Annotated in this window: 18 protein-coding genes and 1 pseudogene; 4 read left to right on the top strand and 15 right to left on the bottom strand. The window is 72.6% G+C overall.

The window, feature by feature from the left end; all coding sequences use genetic code 11:
• Both ACIG47_RS17705 and ACIG47_RS17700 read left to right on the top strand, forming a co-directional pair.
• Positions 1 to 462 (top strand): annotated as a pseudogene (locus ACIG47_RS17705) (sugar ABC transporter ATP-binding protein); the annotation flags it as partial.
• Between the two features lie 135 nt (positions 463 to 597).
• The gene (locus tag ACIG47_RS17700; RefSeq protein ID WP_397413368.1) at positions 598 to 1,857 is read left to right on the top strand and encodes a DUF4032 domain-containing protein; all 1,260 of its coding nucleotides are present in this window, start codon (positions 598 to 600) and stop codon (positions 1,855 to 1,857) included.
• 58 nt (positions 1,858 to 1,915) lie between these two features.
• Here ACIG47_RS17700 and rlmB read toward each other — a convergent pair whose 3' ends face one another.
• Genes rlmB through ACIG47_RS17680 form a run of 4 tightly spaced genes read right to left on the bottom strand, consistent with a single transcriptional unit; the run spans position 1,916 to position 6,904 of the window.
• Positions 1,916 to 2,911 (bottom strand): 23S rRNA (guanosine(2251)-2'-O)-methyltransferase RlmB, encoded by a 996-nt coding sequence (rlmB, locus tag ACIG47_RS17695; RefSeq protein ID WP_397432304.1) that lies wholly within the window; start codon positions 2,909 to 2,911, stop codon positions 1,916 to 1,918.
• Positions 2,912 to 2,942: 31 nt separating this feature from the next.
• Positions 2,943 to 4,364, bottom strand: a complete 1,422-nt coding sequence (gene cysS / locus ACIG47_RS17690; protein ID WP_397432303.1) for a cysteine--tRNA ligase — start codon at positions 4,362 to 4,364, stop codon at positions 2,943 to 2,945.
• A 19-nt stretch (positions 4,365 to 4,383) separates the two neighbouring features.
• Positions 4,384 to 5,652 carry a low temperature requirement protein A gene (locus ACIG47_RS17685; protein WP_397432302.1) on the bottom strand — a complete coding sequence of 423 codons (1,269 nt, stop codon included), beginning with the start codon at positions 5,650 to 5,652 and terminating at the stop codon, positions 4,384 to 4,386.
• Positions 5,653 to 5,686: 34 nt separating this feature from the next.
• Positions 5,687 to 6,904 carry an alanine racemase gene (locus ACIG47_RS17680; protein ID WP_397432301.1) on the bottom strand — a complete coding sequence of 406 codons (1,218 nt, stop codon included), beginning with the start codon at positions 6,902 to 6,904 and terminating at the stop codon, positions 5,687 to 5,689.
• A gap of 46 nt (positions 6,905 to 6,950) precedes the next feature.
• On the opposite strand from ACIG47_RS17680, the gene ACIG47_RS17675 reads away from it, so the two are divergent.
• Positions 6,951 to 8,291: a D-arabinono-1,4-lactone oxidase gene (locus ACIG47_RS17675; RefSeq protein WP_397432300.1), complete on the top strand. Its 1,341-nt coding sequence runs from the start codon at positions 6,951 to 6,953 to the stop codon at positions 8,289 to 8,291.
• Here the strand turns inward: ACIG47_RS17675 and ACIG47_RS17670 are convergent.
• The 4 genes from ACIG47_RS17670 to ACIG47_RS17655 all read right to left on the bottom strand — a co-directional run bounded on the left by ACIG47_RS17670 (position 8,288) and on the right by ACIG47_RS17655 (position 10,758).
• Positions 8,288 to 8,893, bottom strand: coding sequence for a TetR/AcrR family transcriptional regulator (locus tag ACIG47_RS17670; RefSeq protein WP_397432298.1), 606 nt, complete (start codon positions 8,891 to 8,893; stop codon positions 8,288 to 8,290). The two genes, ACIG47_RS17675 and ACIG47_RS17670, sit on opposite strands and share 4 nt — an antisense overlap.
• Positions 8,890 to 9,462 (bottom strand): 2-C-methyl-D-erythritol 2,4-cyclodiphosphate synthase, encoded by a 573-nt coding sequence (gene ispF / locus ACIG47_RS17665; protein ID WP_397432297.1) that lies wholly within the window; start codon positions 9,460 to 9,462, stop codon positions 8,890 to 8,892. Before ispF ends, ACIG47_RS17670 begins: the two co-directional genes overlap by 4 nt.
• Positions 9,459 to 10,175 carry a 2-C-methyl-D-erythritol 4-phosphate cytidylyltransferase gene (ispD, locus tag ACIG47_RS17660; RefSeq protein ID WP_397432296.1) on the bottom strand — a complete coding sequence of 239 codons (717 nt, stop codon included), beginning with the start codon at positions 10,173 to 10,175 and terminating at the stop codon, positions 9,459 to 9,461. Before ispD ends, ispF begins: the two co-directional genes overlap by 4 nt.
• A 100-nt stretch (positions 10,176 to 10,275) precedes the next feature.
• Positions 10,276 to 10,758, bottom strand: coding sequence for a CarD family transcriptional regulator (locus ACIG47_RS17655; protein WP_020017968.1), 483 nt, complete (start codon positions 10,756 to 10,758; stop codon positions 10,276 to 10,278).
• Between the two features lie 303 nt (positions 10,759 to 11,061).
• Here ACIG47_RS17655 and ACIG47_RS17650 point away from each other — a divergent pair, with 303 nt between their 5' ends.
• Positions 11,062 to 11,607, top strand: coding sequence for a hypothetical protein (locus ACIG47_RS17650; protein ID WP_397432295.1), 546 nt, complete (start codon positions 11,062 to 11,064; stop codon positions 11,605 to 11,607).
• Between the two features lie 95 nt (positions 11,608 to 11,702).
• On the opposite strand, the gene pstB is transcribed toward ACIG47_RS17650, so the two are convergent.
• The 7 genes from pstB to ACIG47_RS17615 form a co-directional block, all read right to left on the bottom strand.
• A complete protein-coding gene (gene pstB / locus ACIG47_RS17645; protein ID WP_397413357.1) occupies positions 11,703 to 12,482 on the bottom strand; it encodes a phosphate ABC transporter ATP-binding protein PstB in 780 nt (259 codons plus the stop codon).
• Between the two features lie 52 nt (positions 12,483 to 12,534).
• Entirely contained in the window at positions 12,535 to 13,485 is a 951-nt protein-coding gene (pstA, locus tag ACIG47_RS17640; RefSeq protein WP_397432293.1) for a phosphate ABC transporter permease PstA, read from the bottom strand.
• Positions 13,485 to 14,477, bottom strand: coding sequence for a phosphate ABC transporter permease subunit PstC (pstC, locus tag ACIG47_RS17635; RefSeq protein ID WP_397413354.1), 993 nt, complete (start codon positions 14,475 to 14,477; stop codon positions 13,485 to 13,487). The genes pstA and pstC overlap by 1 nt, the downstream gene beginning before the upstream one ends.
• A gap of 359 nt (positions 14,478 to 14,836) precedes the next feature.
• Positions 14,837 to 15,940 carry a phosphate ABC transporter substrate-binding protein PstS gene (pstS, locus tag ACIG47_RS17630; RefSeq protein ID WP_397432291.1) on the bottom strand — a complete coding sequence of 368 codons (1,104 nt, stop codon included), beginning with the start codon at positions 15,938 to 15,940 and terminating at the stop codon, positions 14,837 to 14,839.
• 177 nt (positions 15,941 to 16,117) lie between these two features.
• Complete coding sequence (gene pstS / locus ACIG47_RS17625) at positions 16,118 to 17,251, bottom strand: phosphate ABC transporter substrate-binding protein PstS (RefSeq protein WP_397432289.1); 1,134 nt, start codon at positions 17,249 to 17,251, stop codon at positions 16,118 to 16,120.
• A gap of 118 nt (positions 17,252 to 17,369) precedes the next feature.
• Complete coding sequence (locus tag ACIG47_RS17620; RefSeq protein WP_397432288.1) at positions 17,370 to 18,068, bottom strand: response regulator transcription factor; 699 nt, start codon at positions 18,066 to 18,068, stop codon at positions 17,370 to 17,372.
• The gene (locus ACIG47_RS17615) at positions 18,065 to 19,312 is read right to left on the bottom strand and encodes a sensor histidine kinase (protein WP_397432287.1); all 1,248 of its coding nucleotides are present in this window, start codon (positions 19,310 to 19,312) and stop codon (positions 18,065 to 18,067) included. The genes ACIG47_RS17620 and ACIG47_RS17615 overlap by 4 nt, the downstream gene beginning before the upstream one ends.
• Positions 19,313 to 19,414 lie beyond the last annotated feature (102 nt).

Here is a 19,414-nt window from a genome sequence, read left to right as displayed (position 1 = left end):
CCGCGGGAGATGTACGACCGCCCGGCCAACGTGTTCGTGGCCGGGTTCATCGGCTCCCCGGCGATGAACATCGGCACGTTCGACGTCAAGGACGGTGGCGTCAAGGTCGGCTCGGCGAGCGTGCCGCTGGAGCGGTCCATCGCCAGCGCGATCCCGGACTCCGACGGCGGCAAGGTGACCCTGGGCTTCCGCCCCGAGTCGCTGGACGTGGTCCCGGCCGGTACCGCCGGGTCGTTCGAGGTCGAGGTCAACCTCGTCGAGGAGCTCGGCTCGGACGCGTTCGTGTACGGCTCGCTCAAGGGCGACGCCGCCGACGTGGACCTGTCCGCCGGTGACACCAACCAGGTCATCGTCCGTATCGACCCGCGTGGCGTGCCGGACAAGGGCGACGTCATCTCCGTGGCCATCCAGGCCGGCCACTCCCACGTGTTCTCCGCGACCTCGGGCGAACGCCTCGGCTGACCCCACCCGCCGCCGAGGTAGAACCATGGCGACATAGAACTGTGGCGAGACAGAACGCCGGCCAGAGCCGACGTCCTGTCTCGCCACAGTTCTGTCCCACGCCAAAGACCCACCCCGGCGGCCCCGTCGTTCAGAATGGTGCCCATGCCCCAGCAGAACCTCCAGATCACCGCGGTCGCACCCGACCCCGCGCTGCTGGACCTCCCGTGGGACGTGCCGCTGGTCGACTGGCCGGAGGACGTCCTGGCCGCGCTGCCCCAGGGCATCTCCCGGCACGTCGTCCGCTTCGTCAACCACGGCGGGCGCGTCATCGCCATCAAGGAGATCGGCGAGACCGTCGCCTACCGCGAGTACGAGCTGCTCCGGCAGCTCCACCGCATCGAGGTGCCCTCGGTGGTCCCCGTGGGCGTCATCACCGGCCGCCGGGCACCCGACGGCGAGCGGCTGGAGGCGGTGCTCGTCACCGAGCACCTGTCCTTCTCCCTGCCCTACCGCGCCCTGTTCAGCCAGGACCTGCGCCCCGACACCGCGACCCGCCTCATCGACGCCCTCGCGGTGCTCCTCGTGCGCCTGCACCTGGTGGGCTTCTACTGGGGTGACGTGTCGCTGTCGAACACGCTGTTCCGGCGCGACGCCGAGACGTTCGCGGCCTACCTGGTCGACGCCGAGACCGGCGACATGCACCGCCAGCTCACGGACGGCCAGCGCAACTACGACGTCGACCTGGCGCGCACCAACATCATCGGCGAGCTGATGGACCTGGCCGCGGGCGAGCTGCTGGACGAGAACGTCGACGAGGTGGCCATCGGCGACGCCCTCGTGGAGCGCTACAACGAGCTGTGGGCCGCCCTGACGGGCTCGGAGGCCTTCGACTCCAACGAGCGGTGGCGGGTCGCCGCCCGCATCGAGCGGCTCAACGACCTCGGCTTCGACGTGGGCGAGCTGGAGATCACCACGGACATCGACGGCACCAAGGTGCGCATCCAGCCCAAGGTGGTCGACGCCGGGCACCACTCCCGCCGGCTCCTGCGCCTCACCGGGCTCGACGTCCAGGAGAACCAGGCCCGCCGCATGCTCAACGACCTGGACAGCTACCGGGCCGCGACGGACCGGCAGAACGACCAGGAGCAGATCGTGGCCCACGCCTGGGTCCGTCAGGTCTTCCGGCCGACGATCGACGCGGTGCCGCGCGAGCTGCGCCGCAAGCTGGAGCCGGCGCAGCTGTTCCACGAGATCCTGGACCACCGCTGGTTCATCTCCCAGCAGGCGCAGCGCGACATCCCGATGCCGGAGGCCGCCGAGTCCTACGTCGAGAACGTGCTCCGCCACCGCCCGGACGAGGACGCGGTCCTGGGCCTGCCCCCGGGCGCGACCGCCGCCGACTACGTCGAGTGATCGGCAGAAGGTCAGGTGATCGGCACCCCGGGGTACCGATCACCTGACCTTCTGCCGATCACGCGCCGGGTGTGGCTGCTCGCTGCTTCGCGACCTCGTACAGGGTGATGCCGGCGGCCACCGCCGCGTTCAGCGACTCCGTCGTGGCCGCGATCGGGATGGAGACCACCGCGTCGCACGCCTCGCGGACCAGGCGGGACAGGCCCTTGCCCTCGGAGCCGACCACCAGCACCAGCGGGTCGGTCGCGTAGGCGAGCTCCCCCACCGGCATGTCGCCGCCGGCGTCCAGGCCGACCACGAAGCAGCCGGCCTTCTTGAGCTCCGCGAGCTCGCGGGCCAGGTTCGTCGCCCGCGCCACGGGCACCCGCGCCGCGGCACCCGCGGACACCTTCCAGGCCGACGCCGTGACCCCCGCGGCGCGCCGCTCGGGCACCAGCACGCCGTGCGCGCCGAACGCCCCGCCCGACCGCAGCACCGCGCCGAGGTTGCGCGGGTCGGTGACGTTGTCGAGCGCCACGATCAGCGGCGCCTCGCCGGCCTCGGCCGCGACGTCGAGCAGGTCCTCGACGTCCCGGTACTCGTACGGCGGCACCTTCATGGCGACGCCCTGGTGCACGGCGCCGTCGGTGATCCGGTCCAGGTCGAGGCGCGAGGCCTCGAACATGGGCAGGCTGCGCGCGTGCGCGATCTCGAGGATCTCCTGGGTGCGGTCGTCCGCCTCCAGGCGCGAGGCCAGGTAGATGCCCTCGGCGGGCATCTCGGCACGCAGGGCCTCCAGCACGGAGTTGCGGCCGGCGACCACCTCGGCGGCGCCGGCGCCCTTGCGGCCCGCGCCGCGCCCGCCCGGCGTACCGGGCCGGCGCTGGGTGGTCGCGGCCCGCTTCTCCGCCGCGATCTTGCGCTGGTGCGCGGGGTGGTAGGTGCGGTCCTCCGCCTTGGGCGTCGGGCCCTTGCCGCGCAGCGCCTTGCGGCTGTGCCCGCCGGTGCCCACCTGGGCGCCCTTCTTGGAGCCGGCCTTGCGCACCGCACCGGCGCGCTTGGAGTTGCCTGCCATCGTGTCTCTCGTCTCTCAGCCGGGTGTCAGATCAGGACAGCGCCCAGCGGGCGCCGTCGGCGGAGTCCTGGACCTCGATGCCGGCCGCCGCCAGGCGGTCCCGGATCGCGTCGGAGGCGGCCCAGTCCTTCGCGGCACGGGCCTGCGCGCGCGCCGAGAGCTCCGCGGCGACGAGCGCGTCCAGCGCCGTCGCATACCGGTCGTCCGTCGAGGTGGCCCACTGCGGGTCGGCGGGGTCCAGGCCCAGCACGTCCAGCATCGCACGCACCGTCACCAGCTCCGCACGCACCGCGGCGTCGGAGCCCTCGGCGAGGGCCGTGTTCCCGGCCCGCAGGTGCTCGTGCACGACGGCGAGCGCCTGCGGCACGTTGAGGTCGTCGTCCATGGCCGCCGCGAACCCCTCGGGCACCTCGGCCTTGGCCACCTCCTCGGCCGGGACGTCGCCGACCCGCTCGGACGCGCGCGTGACGAAGCCCGACAGGCGCTCCCACGTGGTACGGGCCTCCTGGAGCGTGTCCGGCGCCCACTCCAGCATGGACCGGTACTGGACGGCGGCCAGGGCGTAGCGCACCACGGGGGCGGGGGCCTGGGTCAGCAGCTCGCTCACGAGGAGCCCGTTGCCCAGCGACTTGGACATCTTGACGCCGGCCTGCGTGACCCACGCGACGTGCATCCACCGCTGCGCGAACCCGTAGCCCGCGGCGCGGGACTGGGCCTGCTCGTTCTCGTGGTGCGGGAACCGCAGGTCGAGGCCGCCGCCGTGGATGTCGAACGTCTCGCCCAGGTAGCGGCGGGCCATGGCGGAGCACTCCAGGTGCCAGCCGGGCCGCCCGCGCCCGTAGGGGGTGTCCCAGGACGCCGACTCCGGCTCGCCGGGCTTGGGGGCCTTCCAGAGCGCGAAGTCGTGCGGGTTCTTCTTGTCCGCGGCCGCGCCCGACACCTCCGCGCCCTCCTCGGGGCTGAGGTCCTCGATCTTCTGCCGGGTGAGCCCGCCGTAGGCCGGCCAGGAGCGCACGTCGAACCAGACGTTGCCCGCGCTGCTGGTGTAGGCGTGGCCCTTCTCGACCAGGCGCTCCATGAGCGCGACCATCTCGGGCACGCTGCCGGTGGCGCGCGGCTCGTAGGTGGGCGGGATGACGCCGAGGGCGTCGTACGCCTGCGTGAACACGCGCTCGTACAGCGCGGCGTGCGCCCACCACTCCCGGCCGGCGGCAGCCGACTTGGCCAGCACCTTGTCGTCGATGTCGGTGACGTTGCGGATCAGCGTGACCTTCAGGCCCCGCCGCGTGAGCCAGCGCCGCAGCACGTCGAACGCGATGACCGGCCGGAGGTGGCCCACGTGGGGTGGTGCCTGCACGGTGGCACCACACAGGTAGATGCCGACCTCGCCCGGGGTGATGGGGGTGAAGTCGCGCACCTCGCGCGTGGCGGTGTCATACAGGCGAAGAGTCACCTGTCAAGGGTACCGGCGCTCAGGCACCCTTTTCCTGCCCGGAGCCCTGTCCGAGCAGCCGGGCCACGTGCTGGTGGCCGCGCGTCTCGTAGCCGACCACGATCACGACCGGCGCGAGCATCACCAGGACCAGCGACCAGGACATGGGCAGCCCGGCCGCGGCGGTGGCGACGGCCGCCGCGAGCACGGCCACGGCGCCGAGCACCAGACCGACGTGCAGCGCCTGGAACGAGCGGGTCAGCAGACCGAACTGCACGTGGTCGGCCACGAGGAACACGAGCACCGGCACGGCGACGGCGAGCACGGTCCCCACGGCGCCGACGCGCGAGTGCTCCTCCAGGTAGTACGCCGCGACGTGCAGTCCCGCGCCCACGCCGGCCAGCGCCGCGAAGACGACGATGTTCCCGTAGCCCCACACGAACGACCGCTCGCGGTGCCGGTGCAGCATCTCGGCGTCGGGCGTGAGGTAGTACGTCCACCACAGACCGAACGTGAGGCCGGTGCCCGCGAGCGCCACGAGCGCGGCGTCCAGCGTCCAGCCCGACTCGTGCACGACGGCGGACAGCGACGCGACGGTGCCGATGACGCCCTCGCCGAGCGTGATGATGGCGAGCAGCCCGTACCGCTCGGCCATGTGGTGGGCGTGCCAGGGTGTGCTGCGCCGGCCGGGGCCCTCCGTGCGCAGGCGCTCGGCGAGCCAGGGCCCGGCCATCTCGGCGGCACCGAGCAGCACGCCGCCCACGAAGAAGACGGCCACGCTCACGGGCGCGACGGCGAGCACCAGCCAGCCGATCTGGGTGATCACGAGCGTGCGGGCGTAGGCCAGGCAGGTGGCGCGGTACTCGGGCGCCTGCCGCGCGGCGCGGAGCCACTGCACGAGCATGGCCAGGCGCATGATCACGTAGCCGGCGACCATCACCTCGTTGTGCACCCGGTCGCCCTCGACCAGGGACCCGAACATGTCCGGCAGGCCGAGCGCCAGCACCACGACGCCGACCATCTGCACCATCGTGGTGACGCGGTAGAACCAGTCGTCGGTGTCGAACGCCGAGGCGAACCACGTGAAGTTGATCCACGCCCAGCAGATCGCGAACATCGAGAACGCGAACCCGATCACGCCGGCGGCGACGTGGCCCTCGGCGAGCAGGTGGGCGCCCTGTTCCCCCGCCACGCCGAACCCGACCACGAAGGCGAGGTCGAACAGCAGCTCCAGCGGGGTGGCCGTACGCGCCGGCTCGTGGGGGTCGCGGCCGGTCATGGGCCGGTTGCGGTGGTGCAGGGTGGACATGGGCCTTGTTCTACCCGAAACGGTGCGCCACGGCCTACCCGAAGTTCCGGCCCTCGCCCCGGTAGGTCGGCACGGTCTCGACCACCTCGGCCCCGCGCACGAGGTGCACCCGGTCGAACCGCTCCATCATCTCCCCCGCCTTCGCGTGGCGGAGCCAGACGCGGTCGCCGGTGCGCAGCCGGCCGTCGGGACCCGACCCACGCGTCGCGCGCAGCGGCGTCTGGACCTCGCCCGCACCCTCCGTGCCGGTCAGCGCGTAGCCCGGCGTGAACAGCCGGGGCAGCCGGGAGACGCCCGCCTGGCCCGAGGCGGCGTACCCGCCGGAGAACGCCGTCACCCAGCCCGGGGCAGGCTCACGCACCACGTCGAGCCCGAAGAACGCGGCCGGCCGCGCCTCGAACGAGCGGTAGCCGTCGAACAGCCCGGGGGCGTAGAGCCCGGAGCCGGACGTCACCTCGGTCACGCCGGGCGCCGCGCCGCTCACCTCGATCGAGCCGGTCCCGCCCGCGTTGACGAGCTCCACGTCGTGCCCGACGGCGTCACGCACCGCGGCGAGGATCCGCACCCGGCGCGCGTTGACCTCCCGCATCGAGAGCCGCTTGACCAGCCGGACGGCGGGGCTCGTGTCGGGCAGCCCGGCCACCTGTGCCTCGTAGAACATGAGGCCGCGCACGGTCAGCCCCTGCGCCTGCGCCACGGTCGCGAGCGCCGCGACGTCGGCGGGGTCGCGCAGCGGCGAACGGCGTACCCCGAGGTGCGCGGTGAGCGGCCCGGCGCCGACGCGCAGCGAGCAGTCGACGTCGAGGCACACCTGGACCGGTCCCGCGGCCGTCGTGCCGTCCGCCCCGCGCACCCGCTCGGTCGCGGCGGCGATCAGGCCGAGGTGCGCCACGTCGTCGACCATCAGCGTGATCTCCGCGCGTGCCACCGGGTCGGCGGCCAACGTCGCCAAGGCCTCCGCGTCGACCGTCGGGTAGCCCACGAGCACGTCGCGCGTGCCCTCGCTCACCAGCCACAACGCCTCGCGCAACGAGTAGGCCATGACGCCGGCGAAACCGTGCCCCAGCGCCCGCTCGACGAGCGAGCGCACCCGCACGGACTTGGAGGCGACGCGGACGGGCACGCCGTCGGCCCGCTTGAGCAGGTCGAGCGCGTTCGCGTCGAACACGTCCAGGTCCACGACGGCGAGCGGCGCGGGCAGGCCCGACGTGGCGGTGGTCAGGCGAGCGGCGGTCCCGGCGACGGAGCTCATGCCCGAACGCTACTCCCCGGGGACCGAGCCATGGGATAGTGCGTCGATGATCTGGACGAACTGGGCGCGGACGGCCAGTGCGACTCCCGCGCGACAGGTGCACCCGGCCACCGAGGAGGAGCTGTCCGCCGCGGTGCGCCGGGCCGTGCGCGAGGGACACACCGTGCGGGCGGTCGGCGCGGGGCACTCGTTCTCCGCGGCCGCCGCCACGGACGGCGTACAGGTCGACCTGGACCGGCTGAACGCCCTGCACCGGGTCGAGCGCGACCCCGGCACGGGGAACGCCCTCGTGACCGTGGGTGCGGGCATCCGGCTGCACCAGCTCAACCGGGTGCTCGCCGAGCGCGGGCTCGCCCTGCAGAACCTGGGCGACATCGACCGGCAGACGATCGCGGGCGCCGTCTCGACGGGGACGCACGGCACCGGCGCGCGGTTCGGGAGCCTCGCGAGCCGGGTGCGCGCCCTCACCGTGGTGGGCGCCGACGGCGAGGTCACCCGCTGCAGCCCCACCGAGCACCCCGACCTGTTCGAGGCGTCCCGCCTCGGCCTGGGCACGACGGGTGTGCTGAGCACGGTCACCGTCGAGGCCGTCCCCGCCTTCGACCTGCGCGCGCAGGAGGACGTCCAGCCGGTGGAGCGGGTGCTCGACGAGCTGGACCACCTGGTCGACGGTGCCGACCACTTCGAGTTCTTCTGGTTCCCGACCGCACGCCACGTGCAGACCCTGACCAACACCCGGGTCCCGGCCCGGGCGGACACCGGCGCGCCGGCCGGGGCGGGCCACCGCGTGCGCCGCGCCGCGACCGCTGTCCGCGCCTTCGTCGACGACGAGGTGCTGTCCAACGCGGGCCTGGAGCTCGCGAACCGCACGGCCACCGCGTTCCCGGCCGTGACGCCCCGGCTGAACGCGTTCGCGGCCCAGGCCCTGCGCCCCCGCACCTACACGGCGCCGTCGTACGAGGTGCTCTGCAACCGGCGGCGGGTGCGGTTCCGGGAGACGGAGTACGCGGTACCGCGTGCGGTCGTGGTCGACGTCCTGCGGGAGATCGACGGCTGGCTGCGCCGCACCGGCGAGAACGTCCCGTTCCCGCTGGAGATCCGGTTCGCCCCGGCCGAGGATGCCTGGCTCTCCACCGCGTACGGCCGCGAGACCGCCTACGTGGCCGTGCAGCAGTACTGGCGTCTGCCGTACGGCCGGTACTTCGACGCCGCGGAGCAGATCTTCACGGCCGTCGGCGGACGCCCGCACTGGGGCAAGATGCACACGCGCGACGCCGCCTACCTCGCCGGCCAGTACAGCCGGTTCGAGGACTTCCGCCGGGCACGGGCGGCCGCCGACCCGGACGGGGTGTTCACCAACCCGTACACCCGGCGGGTCTTCGGCTAAGGCTCCGTCGGCCGCATCTCGTCGAACACGTCCCGGGTGAGGACGGCGAACCCCTCGCGCGCGGCGGCGTCGTCCTGGTCCACCATCCACGCGAGCTCGATGCCGTCGATGCGCAGCGCCGTCATCCGGGCGAGGTCGTCGATGTCCGTGGCCCACGTGATGCCGACGACCTCCGCCAGCCGCACCAGGTACTCCCGCGTCATCGCGATGCTCTGCCGCAGGTGCGCCTGCGCCACCTCGCGCAGCACCGGCGTACGCGCCCCGGAGACGGCGAACTCGAACGTGAGCAGCCGCATGTGCTGGTGCTCCTTGAGCCCCAGCAGCATCGCGTCGACCGTGGCCTCCGCGAGCGCCCGGCGGTCGGGGCCGGCCTCGAGCGCGCGCAGCACCGGCTCCGACGCCCGCATCGCGATGGACCGGCCCATGGCCCGCAGCATCGCGTCCTTGTCGTCGAAGCAGTAGTGCACGGTGCCGAGGGAGATCCCGGCCTCCTGCGCCACGCGGCGCACGGTCACCGACTCGACGCCCTCGCGCAGCGCCACGCTCAGGCCGGCCTCGACGATCTCGGCCCGGCGCTCGTCGAGCGGCTTGCGCTTGTTCATGTCGCGTCCCCGCCGACCGTGCCGGACGACGGCCCGCCGTCGGGCACGACGAGGGCCGTCGCGATGGCCGCGATGCCCTCGCCGCGGCCGGTGAGGCCGAGCGCGTCGGTCGTGGTCGCCGTCAGGGACACGGGCGCGCCGGCAGCGGCGGACAGCGCCGCCTGAGCCTCGTCGCGCCGCGTACCGACCCGCGGATGGTTACCGATCACCTGGACTGCCACGTTACCGATCATGTACCCAGCAGCCCGGACGCGCCTCGCGGCCTCGGCAAGCAGGGTGGTTCCCGAGGCCCCCGCCCACTCCGGACGGCCCGTGCCGAAGTGCGATCCGAGGTCGCCCAGGCCCGACGCGGAGAACAGCGCGTCCGCCGCGGCGTGCGCGGCCACGTCGGCGTCGGAGTGGCCCGCCAGGCCGCGTTCCCCCGGCCAGTGCAGGCCGCCGAGCCACAGCTCACGGTCGGAGCCCTCCGGGGCGTAGGCGTGCACGTCGACCCCGATGCCGGTGCGCGGCAGGGGGTACCCCGCCGGGCCCGGGCGCGGGGGTTCCGGCGTGCTCGGCGAGTCGGTCATGCGTTGCTCTCCTGCAGCACGAGGGACGCGAGCCACAGGTCGCGTTCGGTGGTGATCTTGAAGGCGGTCGCGTCCCCGGCGACCATGTGGACCGGTTCGCCCAGGGCCTCGACGAGGCCCGCGTCGTCCGTCGCCGCGAGGTGCTCCGCGACGGCCCGGGCCGCACCCGTACGGTGTGCGCGCACCAGGAGGTCCCGGGCGAAGCCCTGCGGGGTCTGCACGGCCCGCAGCATCGACCGGTCGGGCGTGCCCGTGACCAGCTCGGCGTCGCCGTCGGGGCAGACCTGCTTGACCGTGTCCGTGACCGGCAGCCCGGGCACGACGGCGCCGTGCCCGCTGCGCACCGCGTCCACGACCCGCCGGACGAGGTCCGCGGGCACGAGGGGCCGCGCCGCGTCGTGCACCAGCACCACGTCGTCGCCGGGCCGGGCCAGCGCGAGGCCGGCCGCGACCGAGGCCTGGCGGGTGGGGCCGCCGTCGGTCACCTCGACCGGCACGAGCACGTGCGGGTCGGCGGACAGCAGGTCGGCCATGACGCCGACCAGGCCGTCGGGTGCGGTGACGACCAGCGAGTCCACCACGCCCGACGCCGCGAGGCGGCGTGCGGCGTGCAGCACGAGCGGGAAGCCGTCCAGCTCCACGAGGGCTTTGGGCAGGTCACGCCCCAGACGGGATCCCGAGCCGGCGGCCGTCAGGATTGCAAGGGTCGTCATCTCGTCGCAGGTCCCCACAGGATCTTGGTTGAGCGAAGGATCCCGTGGGGCGCGAGGTCCTGACAGGTGTGTCAGACGTGCGGGGGACCCTGTGGGTCAGTCAGGAGGCGAGGACCTCGTCGAGGATCGCTTCCGCCTTCTCCTCCTCGGTGTGCTCGGCCAGCGCGAGCTCCGAGACGAGGATCTGCCGGGCCTTGGCGAGCATGCGCTTCTCCCCCGCGGACAGGCCGCGGTCGGCGTCCCGCCGGGACAGGTCACGCACTACCTCGGCCACCTTGATGACGTCGCCGGAGGCGAGCTTCTCGAGGTTCGCCTTGTACCGGCGCGACCAGTTGGTGGGCTCCTCCGTGTACGGGGCGCGCAGCACCTCGAACACGCGGTCGAGGCCCTCCTGGCCGACCACGTCGCGCACTCCCACGAGGTCGACGTTCTCCGCCGGAACCTCGATGGTGAGGTCGCCCTGGGCAACCTTGAGCTTGAGGTACATCTTCTCTTCGCCGCGAATCTTGCGGGTCTTGATCTCTTCGATCAGCGCCGCGCCGTGGTGCGGGTAGACAACCGTCTCGCCTACTGTGAACGTCATCTGCAGATGTCCCCTTTCCCTGACACCAGGTTACCACGGCGTGATCTGCAGAACTTGCGCCCTTGGCAACCTCCAGGCATCATTTGCCGCTGCGTTTTCGCAGGTCAGAGGTGTCGCGGAGGGCTCAGGGAGGCCCGTGACCGGCCCGCGCACCCCGATCGGATCGTTCCGGAGCCGTGACCGGCACCACGCCGTGACCGGGCATTTCGCCGCCTTCGCGATGCGCGGGCACACCGTGTGGCCCACTAGGATATGGCGGGGATCCGACCCCGCACGAACCAGCCGAAGATCAGGGAGTTCACCGTGTCCCGTCGCGCCACCGCCGCCCGAGGCGCCCGCACCATCGCCCTCGCGGCGGTCTCCGCCACGGGGGCTCTCCTCCTGGCGGCCTGCTCGCCGACCACCACGACGCTGAACTACGACCCGTCGGACGGCGTGGGCGTCTCGGTGCTCGGCGAGGAGAACCGGGACCTGCGCGGCATCAACCTCATGGTCGTCTCGGCGGCCGAGGGCGAGGCCGGCAACGTGCTCGGCGCGCTGGCCAACAAGACCGCCGAGGACGCCGCGTTCACGCTGGAGGCCCCGGGCGCGGCCCCCGTGACGCTGGACGTCCCGGCGGGTGGCACCGTCTACCTGGGCACCGAGACCGGCGAGACCGTGGCGCTCGACACGGTCGGCGCGGCCCCGGGCGACTACCTCGACGCGGTGCTCACCGTGGGCGCGGACAGCAAGGAGTTCCAGCTCCCCGTCCTGGACGGCACGCTGCCGGAGTACGCGGAGTTCCTGCCGGCTGCCGCGGCGCCGTCCGGGTCGCCGTCGGCCTCCCCGTCGCCGTCCGCCACGGAGTGACCTGACGCCCGTCACGGGCACACCAGAGGCCGGTGGCCAGGCGTGGGAGACCACGCCGGGCCACCGGCCTCTGTCGTACCGGGTTCAGCCGGCCGTCACCCGAAGCGGCCCGAGACGTAGTCCTCGGTGGCCTTCTCGCTGGGCGACGAGAAGATCGTCGCGGTGTCGTTCATCTCGATGAGGCGGCCGGGCTTCCCGGTGCCCGCGATGTTGAAGAACGCGGTCTTGTCGCTCACGCGCGCGGCCTGCTGCATGTTGTGCGTGACGATGACGATCGTGTAGTCCTTCTTCAGCTCCTGGATCAGGTCCTCGATCGCCAGGGTGGAGATCGGGTCCAGGGCCGAGCACGGCTCGTCCATGAGCACCACCTGCGGCTTGACCGCGATGGCGCGGGCGATGCAGAGGCGCTGCTGCTGGCCGCCCGACAGGCCCGAACCGGGCTTCTCCAGACGGTCCTTGACCTCGTTCCAGAGGTTGGCGCCGCGCAGGGACGACTCGACCAGGTCGTCGGCGTCGGACTTCGAGATGCGCTTGTTGTTCAGCTTCACGCCCGCCAGCACGTTGTCCCGGATGGACATCGTGGGGAACGGGTTGGGGCGCTGGAACACCATGCCCACGGTGCGGCGCACGGCCACGGGGTCGACGTCGTCGCCGTAGAGGTCGACGCCCTCGAGCTCCACCTTGCCCTCGACGTAGGCGCCGGGGATCACCTCGTGCATGCGGTTGAGGGTGCGCAGGAACGTCGACTTGCCGCAGCCCGACGGGCCGATGAAGGCCGTCACGGACTTGGGGTCGATCGTCATGGAGACGCCCTCGACGGCACGGAAGTCGCCGTAGTAGATGTTGACGTCCTTGACGTCGATTCGCTGAGCCATCGTTGAGTTCCTTCGGACTGTGGCTTCGGGTGAGGCGGACGTGCGCGGTGCGTCAGCGGAGCTTCGGCGCGAACCAGCGGTTCACGAGCCGGCCGATGATGTTGAGGAGCATCACGATCACGATCAGCGTAAGGGCTGCCCCCCACGCGTTCTGCAGGGCGATGTCCGCCACGCAGTTCTCCTGGCCCTCGCGGCAGGTGGCCAGACCCTGGCTGTACTGACGGTAGATGAAGACCGGCAGCGTCATCATGCGCCCGTCGAACGCGTCGAAGTTGATGGAGTCGGTCACGCCCACCGCGACGAGCAGCGGCGCGGTCTCACCGATCACGCGGGCGACCGCCAGCAGCACACCCGTGGTCAGGCCGGCCACGGAGGTGCGCAGCACGACCCGCACGATGGTGAGCCACTTGGGCACGCCGAGCGCGTACGACGCCTCGCGCAGCTCGTTCGGCACGAGCTTGAGCATCTCCTCGCAGGAGCGCACCACCACGGGGATCATGAGCACCGACAGCGCGACGGCGCCCATGAAGCCGAAGCGCGCGCCCGGGCCGAAGAAGATCGTGAACAGCGAGACCGCGAAGAGGCCGGCCACGATCGACGGGATACCCGTCATGACGTCCACGAAGAACGTCACCGAGCGGGCCAGCGCGCCGCGGCCGTACTCGACCAGGTAGATGGCGACCAGCAGGCCGACCGGCACCGAGATGAGCGCCGCCCAGCCGGTGATGATCAGCGTGCCCATGATCGCGTGGTAGATGCCGCCGCTGGGGTCGCCGCCGAAGATGCCGCGCATCGAGTAGGTGAGGAACTCGAGGGTGACGCGGCCGGCACCGTTGAACAGCACGGTCCACAGCAGCGAGACCAGCGGCACCATCGCGAGCGCGAAGGCGCCCCAGATGAGCACCGTCATGATGCGGTCGGTGCGCCGGCGGCGCGGCTCGGCGGTGGTCAGGAGCGCGCGGGTGCGCTCCGTGGCGTCCGTGGTCGACGTGTCGACGCTCATCAGTTGGCCCCCGAGAATTCCTTGCGGCGGGCGACGATGGCCCGGGCGGCCATGTTCACCGCCAGCGTGATGACGAACAGCGCGAGACCGGTGGCGATCAGGGCGTTCACGGCCAGGCCGCTCGCCTCCGGGAAGTCCAGGGCGATGTACGCCGCGATGGTCTGCTGCTGGGCGGCCTGGAGGATCTTGAACGAGTACAGGAAGCCGGGCGAGAGGATCATCAGCACGGCCATGGTCTCGCCGAGCGCGCGGCCCAGCCCCAGCATGGCGGCCGAGATGACGCCGGACTGCCCGAACGGCAGCACCGCGGTGCGGATCATCTCCCACCGCGTGGCACCCAGCGCGAGCGCGGCCTCCTCGTGCAGGCGCGGCGTCTGCAGGAACACCTCGCGGGAGACGGCCGTGATGATCGGCAGGATCATCACGGCGAGCACGACCGCGACGGTCGCCAGGGTGCGGGCCGTCGGCGACGCGTCACCGGCGAACAGCGGGAACCACCCGACGTACTGGTTGAGCCAGGACCACACCGGCCCGACGGCGGGCGCCAGGACCGTGAACCCCCACAGGCCGTAGACCACCGACGGGATCGCGGCGAGCAGGTCCACGAGGTAGCCCATGAGCTGGGCGAGCCGGCGCGGCGCGTAGTGCGAGATGAACAGCGCGATGCCCATGGCCACGGGCGTGGCCAGCAGCAGGGCCAGCACGGCGGCGAGCAGCGTGCCGAAGACGAGCGGCCCGACGTACGCGATGAAGGACGTGTCGTCGGGGTAGCGGGGCACGGCGTCCGCGAGCTCCGCGGAGCTGGCCGACACCGCCGGCCACGCGCGCGCGATCAGGAACAGCGCGACCGCAGCCAGGGTCGCGAGGATGAGCGCACCGGCACCGGTGGTGATCCAGCGGAAGATCCGGCTGAAGCCCCGCTCGGTGTCGCCGCTCGACCGGCGGGGCCGCGTGGGCGCCGGGGCAGCGGGTGGGCTGTCAGTGGTGGTCACAGAGGTCCTCGGCTCGTCGTGTCTGTGCTCGTCGGATGTGAGTTCAAGCCTGGCACGGCCGTGGGGGGGGGGGGGGGCCGGGGGGGCCGGGGGGGGGGGCCCCCCCCGCCCCCCCCCGCGGGGGGGGGGGGGGGGGGGGGGGGGGGGGGGGGGGGGCGGCCGGGGGGGGGGGGGGCCCCCCGCCCCGCCCCGCCCCCCCCCGGGGGGGGGCGCGGGGGGGGGGGGGGCCCCCCCCCGGGGGGGCGCGGGTCCTGCCCCCTCGGTGGGGGGGGGGGGGCCCCCCCCGGGGGGGGGGGCGGGGCGGCCCCCCCCCCCCCCCGGCCGGGTGGTCGTACTGCCGGTGCTGCGTGCCGGCTGGGTCAGCCGGCCGTGATGGCCTCGACCGACGGCAGGAACTGCTCGGTCAGCGAGGTCGGGAGCGGGGCGGAGCCGGCCGAGTCGGCCGCTGCGGACTGGCCCTCCTCGCTCAGGATGTAGGTGTAGAAGCCCTTGACCAGGTCCGCGGTGGCGGCGTCCTCGTAGGTGGCGCAGGCCAGGTGGTAGGAGACGAGCACGATCGGGTAGGTGCCCGGGATGTCGCGCTTGAGGTCGTAGGCGAACACGTGGTCGCCGGTGCCCTCCACGCGGTCCGAGCCCTCGACCACGGCCGCGGCGGCCTCGGGGCTGTACTCGACGAACTCGTCGCCGACGCCCACGGCCACCGTGCCCAGGTCAGCGATCTGCGACGCGTCGGCGTAGGTGATGGTGCCCTCGCCGGCCTGCGCGGCGCTGACCACGCCGGAGGTGCCCTGCGCGGACTCCTGGCCGTCCACGGGCCAGATGCCCTCGGGCTCGTAGGTCCACACGTCCGGGACCACGGTGTGCAGGTACTCCTGGAAGTTCTCCGTGGTACCCGAGTCGTCCGAGCGGTGCACGACCGTGATGTCGGTGTCGGGCAGCTCCGCGTCGGGGTTGTCGTCGGCGATCGCCTTGTCGTCCCACTTCTCGATGTCGCCGTTGAAGATCTTCGCGATCGTCTCGGAGGACATGTTCAGGGTGTCGACACCCTCGAGGTTGAAGGCGACGGCCACCGGGGAGATGTATGCCGGGTACTCGATGACCCCGCCCTCACCGCACTGCGCCTCGGCGTCGGCCATCTCGTCCTCGTCCAGGGCGGCGTCCGAGCCGGCGAACGCGAAGGCGCCGGAGATGAAGTTCTCGCGGCCGCCGCCGGAACCGGTCGGGTCGTAGTTGACGGTGACGTCGGGGTACTGGCTCTGGAACCCGGCGCGCCAGGCCTCCATGGCGGACTCCTGCGACGACGCACCGCCGCCGTTGAGCTCACCCGAGAGGTCCATGGCGGACTCGGAGCCCGCACCGGTGGGCTCGTCCTCGCCCGGGTTCTGACCGCAGGCTGCGAGGCTCAGCGCGAGCGCGCCCACCATGACAGCGGAGCCAACGCGGGGGAATCGGCTGATCTTCACGTGTCGTTCCATCCTGTTCAAGTCGTACGCGCGGCGAGCGCCGCAGCGTCAGTCGGGACGCTAGGGAGCGGGAATGACCTCATCCCCAGGACTAGGTAAACGGAAGGTGAACAAGCCATCACGGAGGGGGTGATCCCCGCCACGCTCACCATGGCACGAGGCCGCACGGCTCACCCGTCAGGCCCCTTCCTCGGGCCGTTCCTGGGTCAGGTAGATGGCGTCCGCGGCCTCGGCGATCCAGGCCTGGACGTCGGGCGAGATCGCCGCGCTGCCCGCGGCCGCGGCGGCGCGCTGCTGCCCCTCGGCCGAGGCCACGTAGGAGACGAACTCCTTGACGAAGGTGCCCTTGGCCCGGTCGTCGTACCGCGAGCAGACCACGAGGTAGGACACGAGCACGAGGGGGTAGGCGAAGGACTTGTCGATGGTGCGGTCGATCGCGAACGCGAGGTCGTGCTCGTACCGGTTCTCGATCCGGGGCGAGACGTCGACGACGGCGGCCGCGGCGTCCGCGCTGTAGGGCACGTACTCCTCGCCCACCTTGATCGCGACGTGCCCCAGGCCACCGGTGGCCGACGCGTCGGCGTAGGTGATGCCGCCCGGCGTGGACCGGACCGTCCTGGTCACGCCGCCCGTGCCGTCCGCGCCGAAGCCGCCCGGCAGGGGCCACAGCCCGTCCGGTGCGGAGGGCCAGGCGGCCGGGGCGGTCGCGTGCAGGTAGTCGGTGAAGTTCTCGGTGGTGCCCGAGTCGTCCGACCGGTGCACCGGCGTGATCTCCAGGTCCGGCAGTGTCGCCCTCGGGTTGGCCGCGACGATCGCCGGGTCGTTCCACCGCGTGACGTCGCCCGTGAAGATCTTGGCGACGAGCTCGGAGGACATGTTGAGCCGCTCGACGCCGGGCACGTTGAAGGCCACCGTGATCGGGCTGATGTAGACCGGCAGGTCGATCGCGTTGCCACCGTCGCAGGCGGGGCCGGAAGCGGCCATCTCGTCGTCGCTCAGGGCCACGTCGGAGGCGCCGAAGGCCGAGGTGCCCGCAAGGAACGCCGTGCGGCCGTCACCCGAGCCGGCGGGGTCGTAGGTGATCGCGGCGTCGGGGTTGCTCTCCCGGAACCCGGCGATCCAGGCCTCCATCGCCGTCTCCTGCGACGAGGCACCGACCCCGCGGAACTCACCGACGACGACGGGCTCCGCCTCGGTCGTCGGCTCCTGCGCCCCGAGACCCGGCAGGTCCACCGCCGCGCAGCCCGCGAGCGGCAGCACGAGGGCGCCTGCGGTGGCGGCAGCGACGAGACGGGTGTAGTGGGTGCTCACGGTTCGCGAAACTACTCACGGGCGCCGTCTCGCGAGCAAACTCCAGGTGAACGGAAGGTGACCGCCCGCGCGCCCCGCCCGTGACGTGCGACACGCGGGCGGGCGCGCCGGAGTCGGGTCAGCCCTCGTCGTCGGCCAGCTTGTAGCCCAGGCCACGCACCGTGAGCAGGTACTTCGGTGTGCCCGGGTCCGGCTCGATCTTCGAGCGGATGCGCTTGACGTGGACGTCGAGCGTCTTGGTGTCGCCCACGTAGTCGGCGCCCCAGACCCGGTCGATGAGCTGGCCGCGGGTCAGCACCCGCCCCGCGTTGCGCATCAGTAGCTCCAGGAGGTCGAACTCCTTGAGCGGCAGGGCCACGTTCTGGCCCGACACCGCGACGGTGTGCCGCTCCACGTCCATCCGGACGGGGCCCACCTCCAGGACGCCGTCCTCGTCGTTCTCCGCCGGGTCGCTGGGCTGGCGCCGGCGCAGCACCGCCCGCACGCGGGCGAGCAGCTCGCGGTAGGAGTACGGCTTGGTCACGTAGTCGTCGGCGCCGAGCTCCAGGCCCACGACCTTGTCGATCTCGGAGTCCTTGGCGGTCAGCATGATGACCGGCACGTCACCGCGGGCCCGCAGCTCCCGGCACACCTCCGTGCCCGAGAGCCCGGGCAGCATCAGGTCGAGCAGCACCAGGTCGGCCCCCTCGGCGTCGTACGCGGCGAGCGCCGAGTTGCCGTCGGCCGCCTCCACCACCTCGAAGCCCTCGCGGGTGAGCTGGTACGTCAGCGGGTCCCGGTACGACTCCTCGTCCTCGACCACCAGGATGCGCGTCACGCACCTACCTCCTCGTTCCTCGTGGCCCCGTCGTGCGCGGCCGTGTGCTGGTCCTGCTCCCCCGCCTCGGCGGCCGGGACGTCGTCCCGGGCCGCGCGGTCGGCGCCGTCGGGCCGGTCCGCGGACGGGATGCGCAGGGTGAAGGTGGAGCCCCGCCCGGGTTCGGACCACATCGTGACGTCGCCCCCGTGGTCGGCGGCGACGTGCTTGACGATGCTCAGGCCCAGCCCGGTGCCCCCAGTGTCGCGCGAGCGTGCCGGATCCACCCGGTAGAACCGCTCGAAGACGCGGTCCTGCGCGTCCTCCGCGATGCCCACGCCCTGGTCGACGACGGCGATCTCGACGAGGCCGGCCCGCTCGTTCACCCCGACGCCCACCCGGCTGGCGGGCCCGGAGTACGCGACGGCGTTGTCCACCAGGTTGCGGACCGCGGTGACCAGGAGGTTGTGGTCGCCGTAGACCTCGGTGTCGAGGTCGCCGCCCATGGTGATCGCGATGTTCTTGGCCTGCGCCGTGGTGCGGGCCCGGTCGACCGCCTCCTCCACGACGTCGCGGATCGGGACGGGGGTGAGCTTCGGCACGGCGCCCGCGCCCTGCAGGCGCGAGAGCTCGATGATCTCCTGCACCAGCGCGGACAGCCGGACGGCCTCGCGCTGCATGCGTTCGGTGAACCGGCGGACGGCGACCGGGTCGTCCGCGGCGTCGGCCACGGTCTCGGCCAGCAGGGCCAGTGCGCCGACGGGCGTCTTCAGCTCGTGCGACACGTTGACCACGAAGTCGCGGCGGATCGCCTCGACGCGCCGGGCCTCCGTGCGGTCCTCGGCGAGCACCAGCACCCGGTCCAGGCCCAGCGGGGCCACGCGCACCTGCAGCAGCACCGTGCCCTGGCCCACCGGGCCGCGCGGCAGCTCCAGCTCCTGCTCGCGGATCACGCCGTCGCGCCGCACGAGGGCCACGAGGTCCGTGATCGCGGCGTGCACGAGCGCGTCGTTGCGCACCACGCCCAGGGCGTAGGCGGGCGGCGAGGCCCGCACCACCTCGTCCTCGCCGTCCAGCACGACGGCGGCGGAGCGCAGCACGGAGAGCACACGGACGAGGCCCGCGTCGAGCTCGTCGGGTTCGGTCTGAGGAAGGGCGTGCTGCTGCCGCTCGGAGACGCGGAACGCCAGGGTGGCGACCACGCCGACGATCACGCCGAAGATTCCGGCGACCAGCACCGGTACCCCGGAGATGATTCCGTCCACGCCTCCAGGGTAGGTCGATGTTTCAACCGCTGATCGACGTCGGTAGGCGCTCCGACCATCGCGTCGCCTAGTGTTCATGTCGGGGAGGAAGAGCGTTAACCT

Origin of the sequence: Promicromonospora sp. NPDC052451 (assembly GCF_044547525.1) — a bacterium.
GTDB lineage: Bacteria > Actinomycetota > Actinomycetes > Actinomycetales > Cellulomonadaceae > Promicromonospora.
The sequence above is the reverse complement of the archived record's forward strand: the minus strand, read 5'-3'. Positions and strand labels throughout refer to the sequence as shown.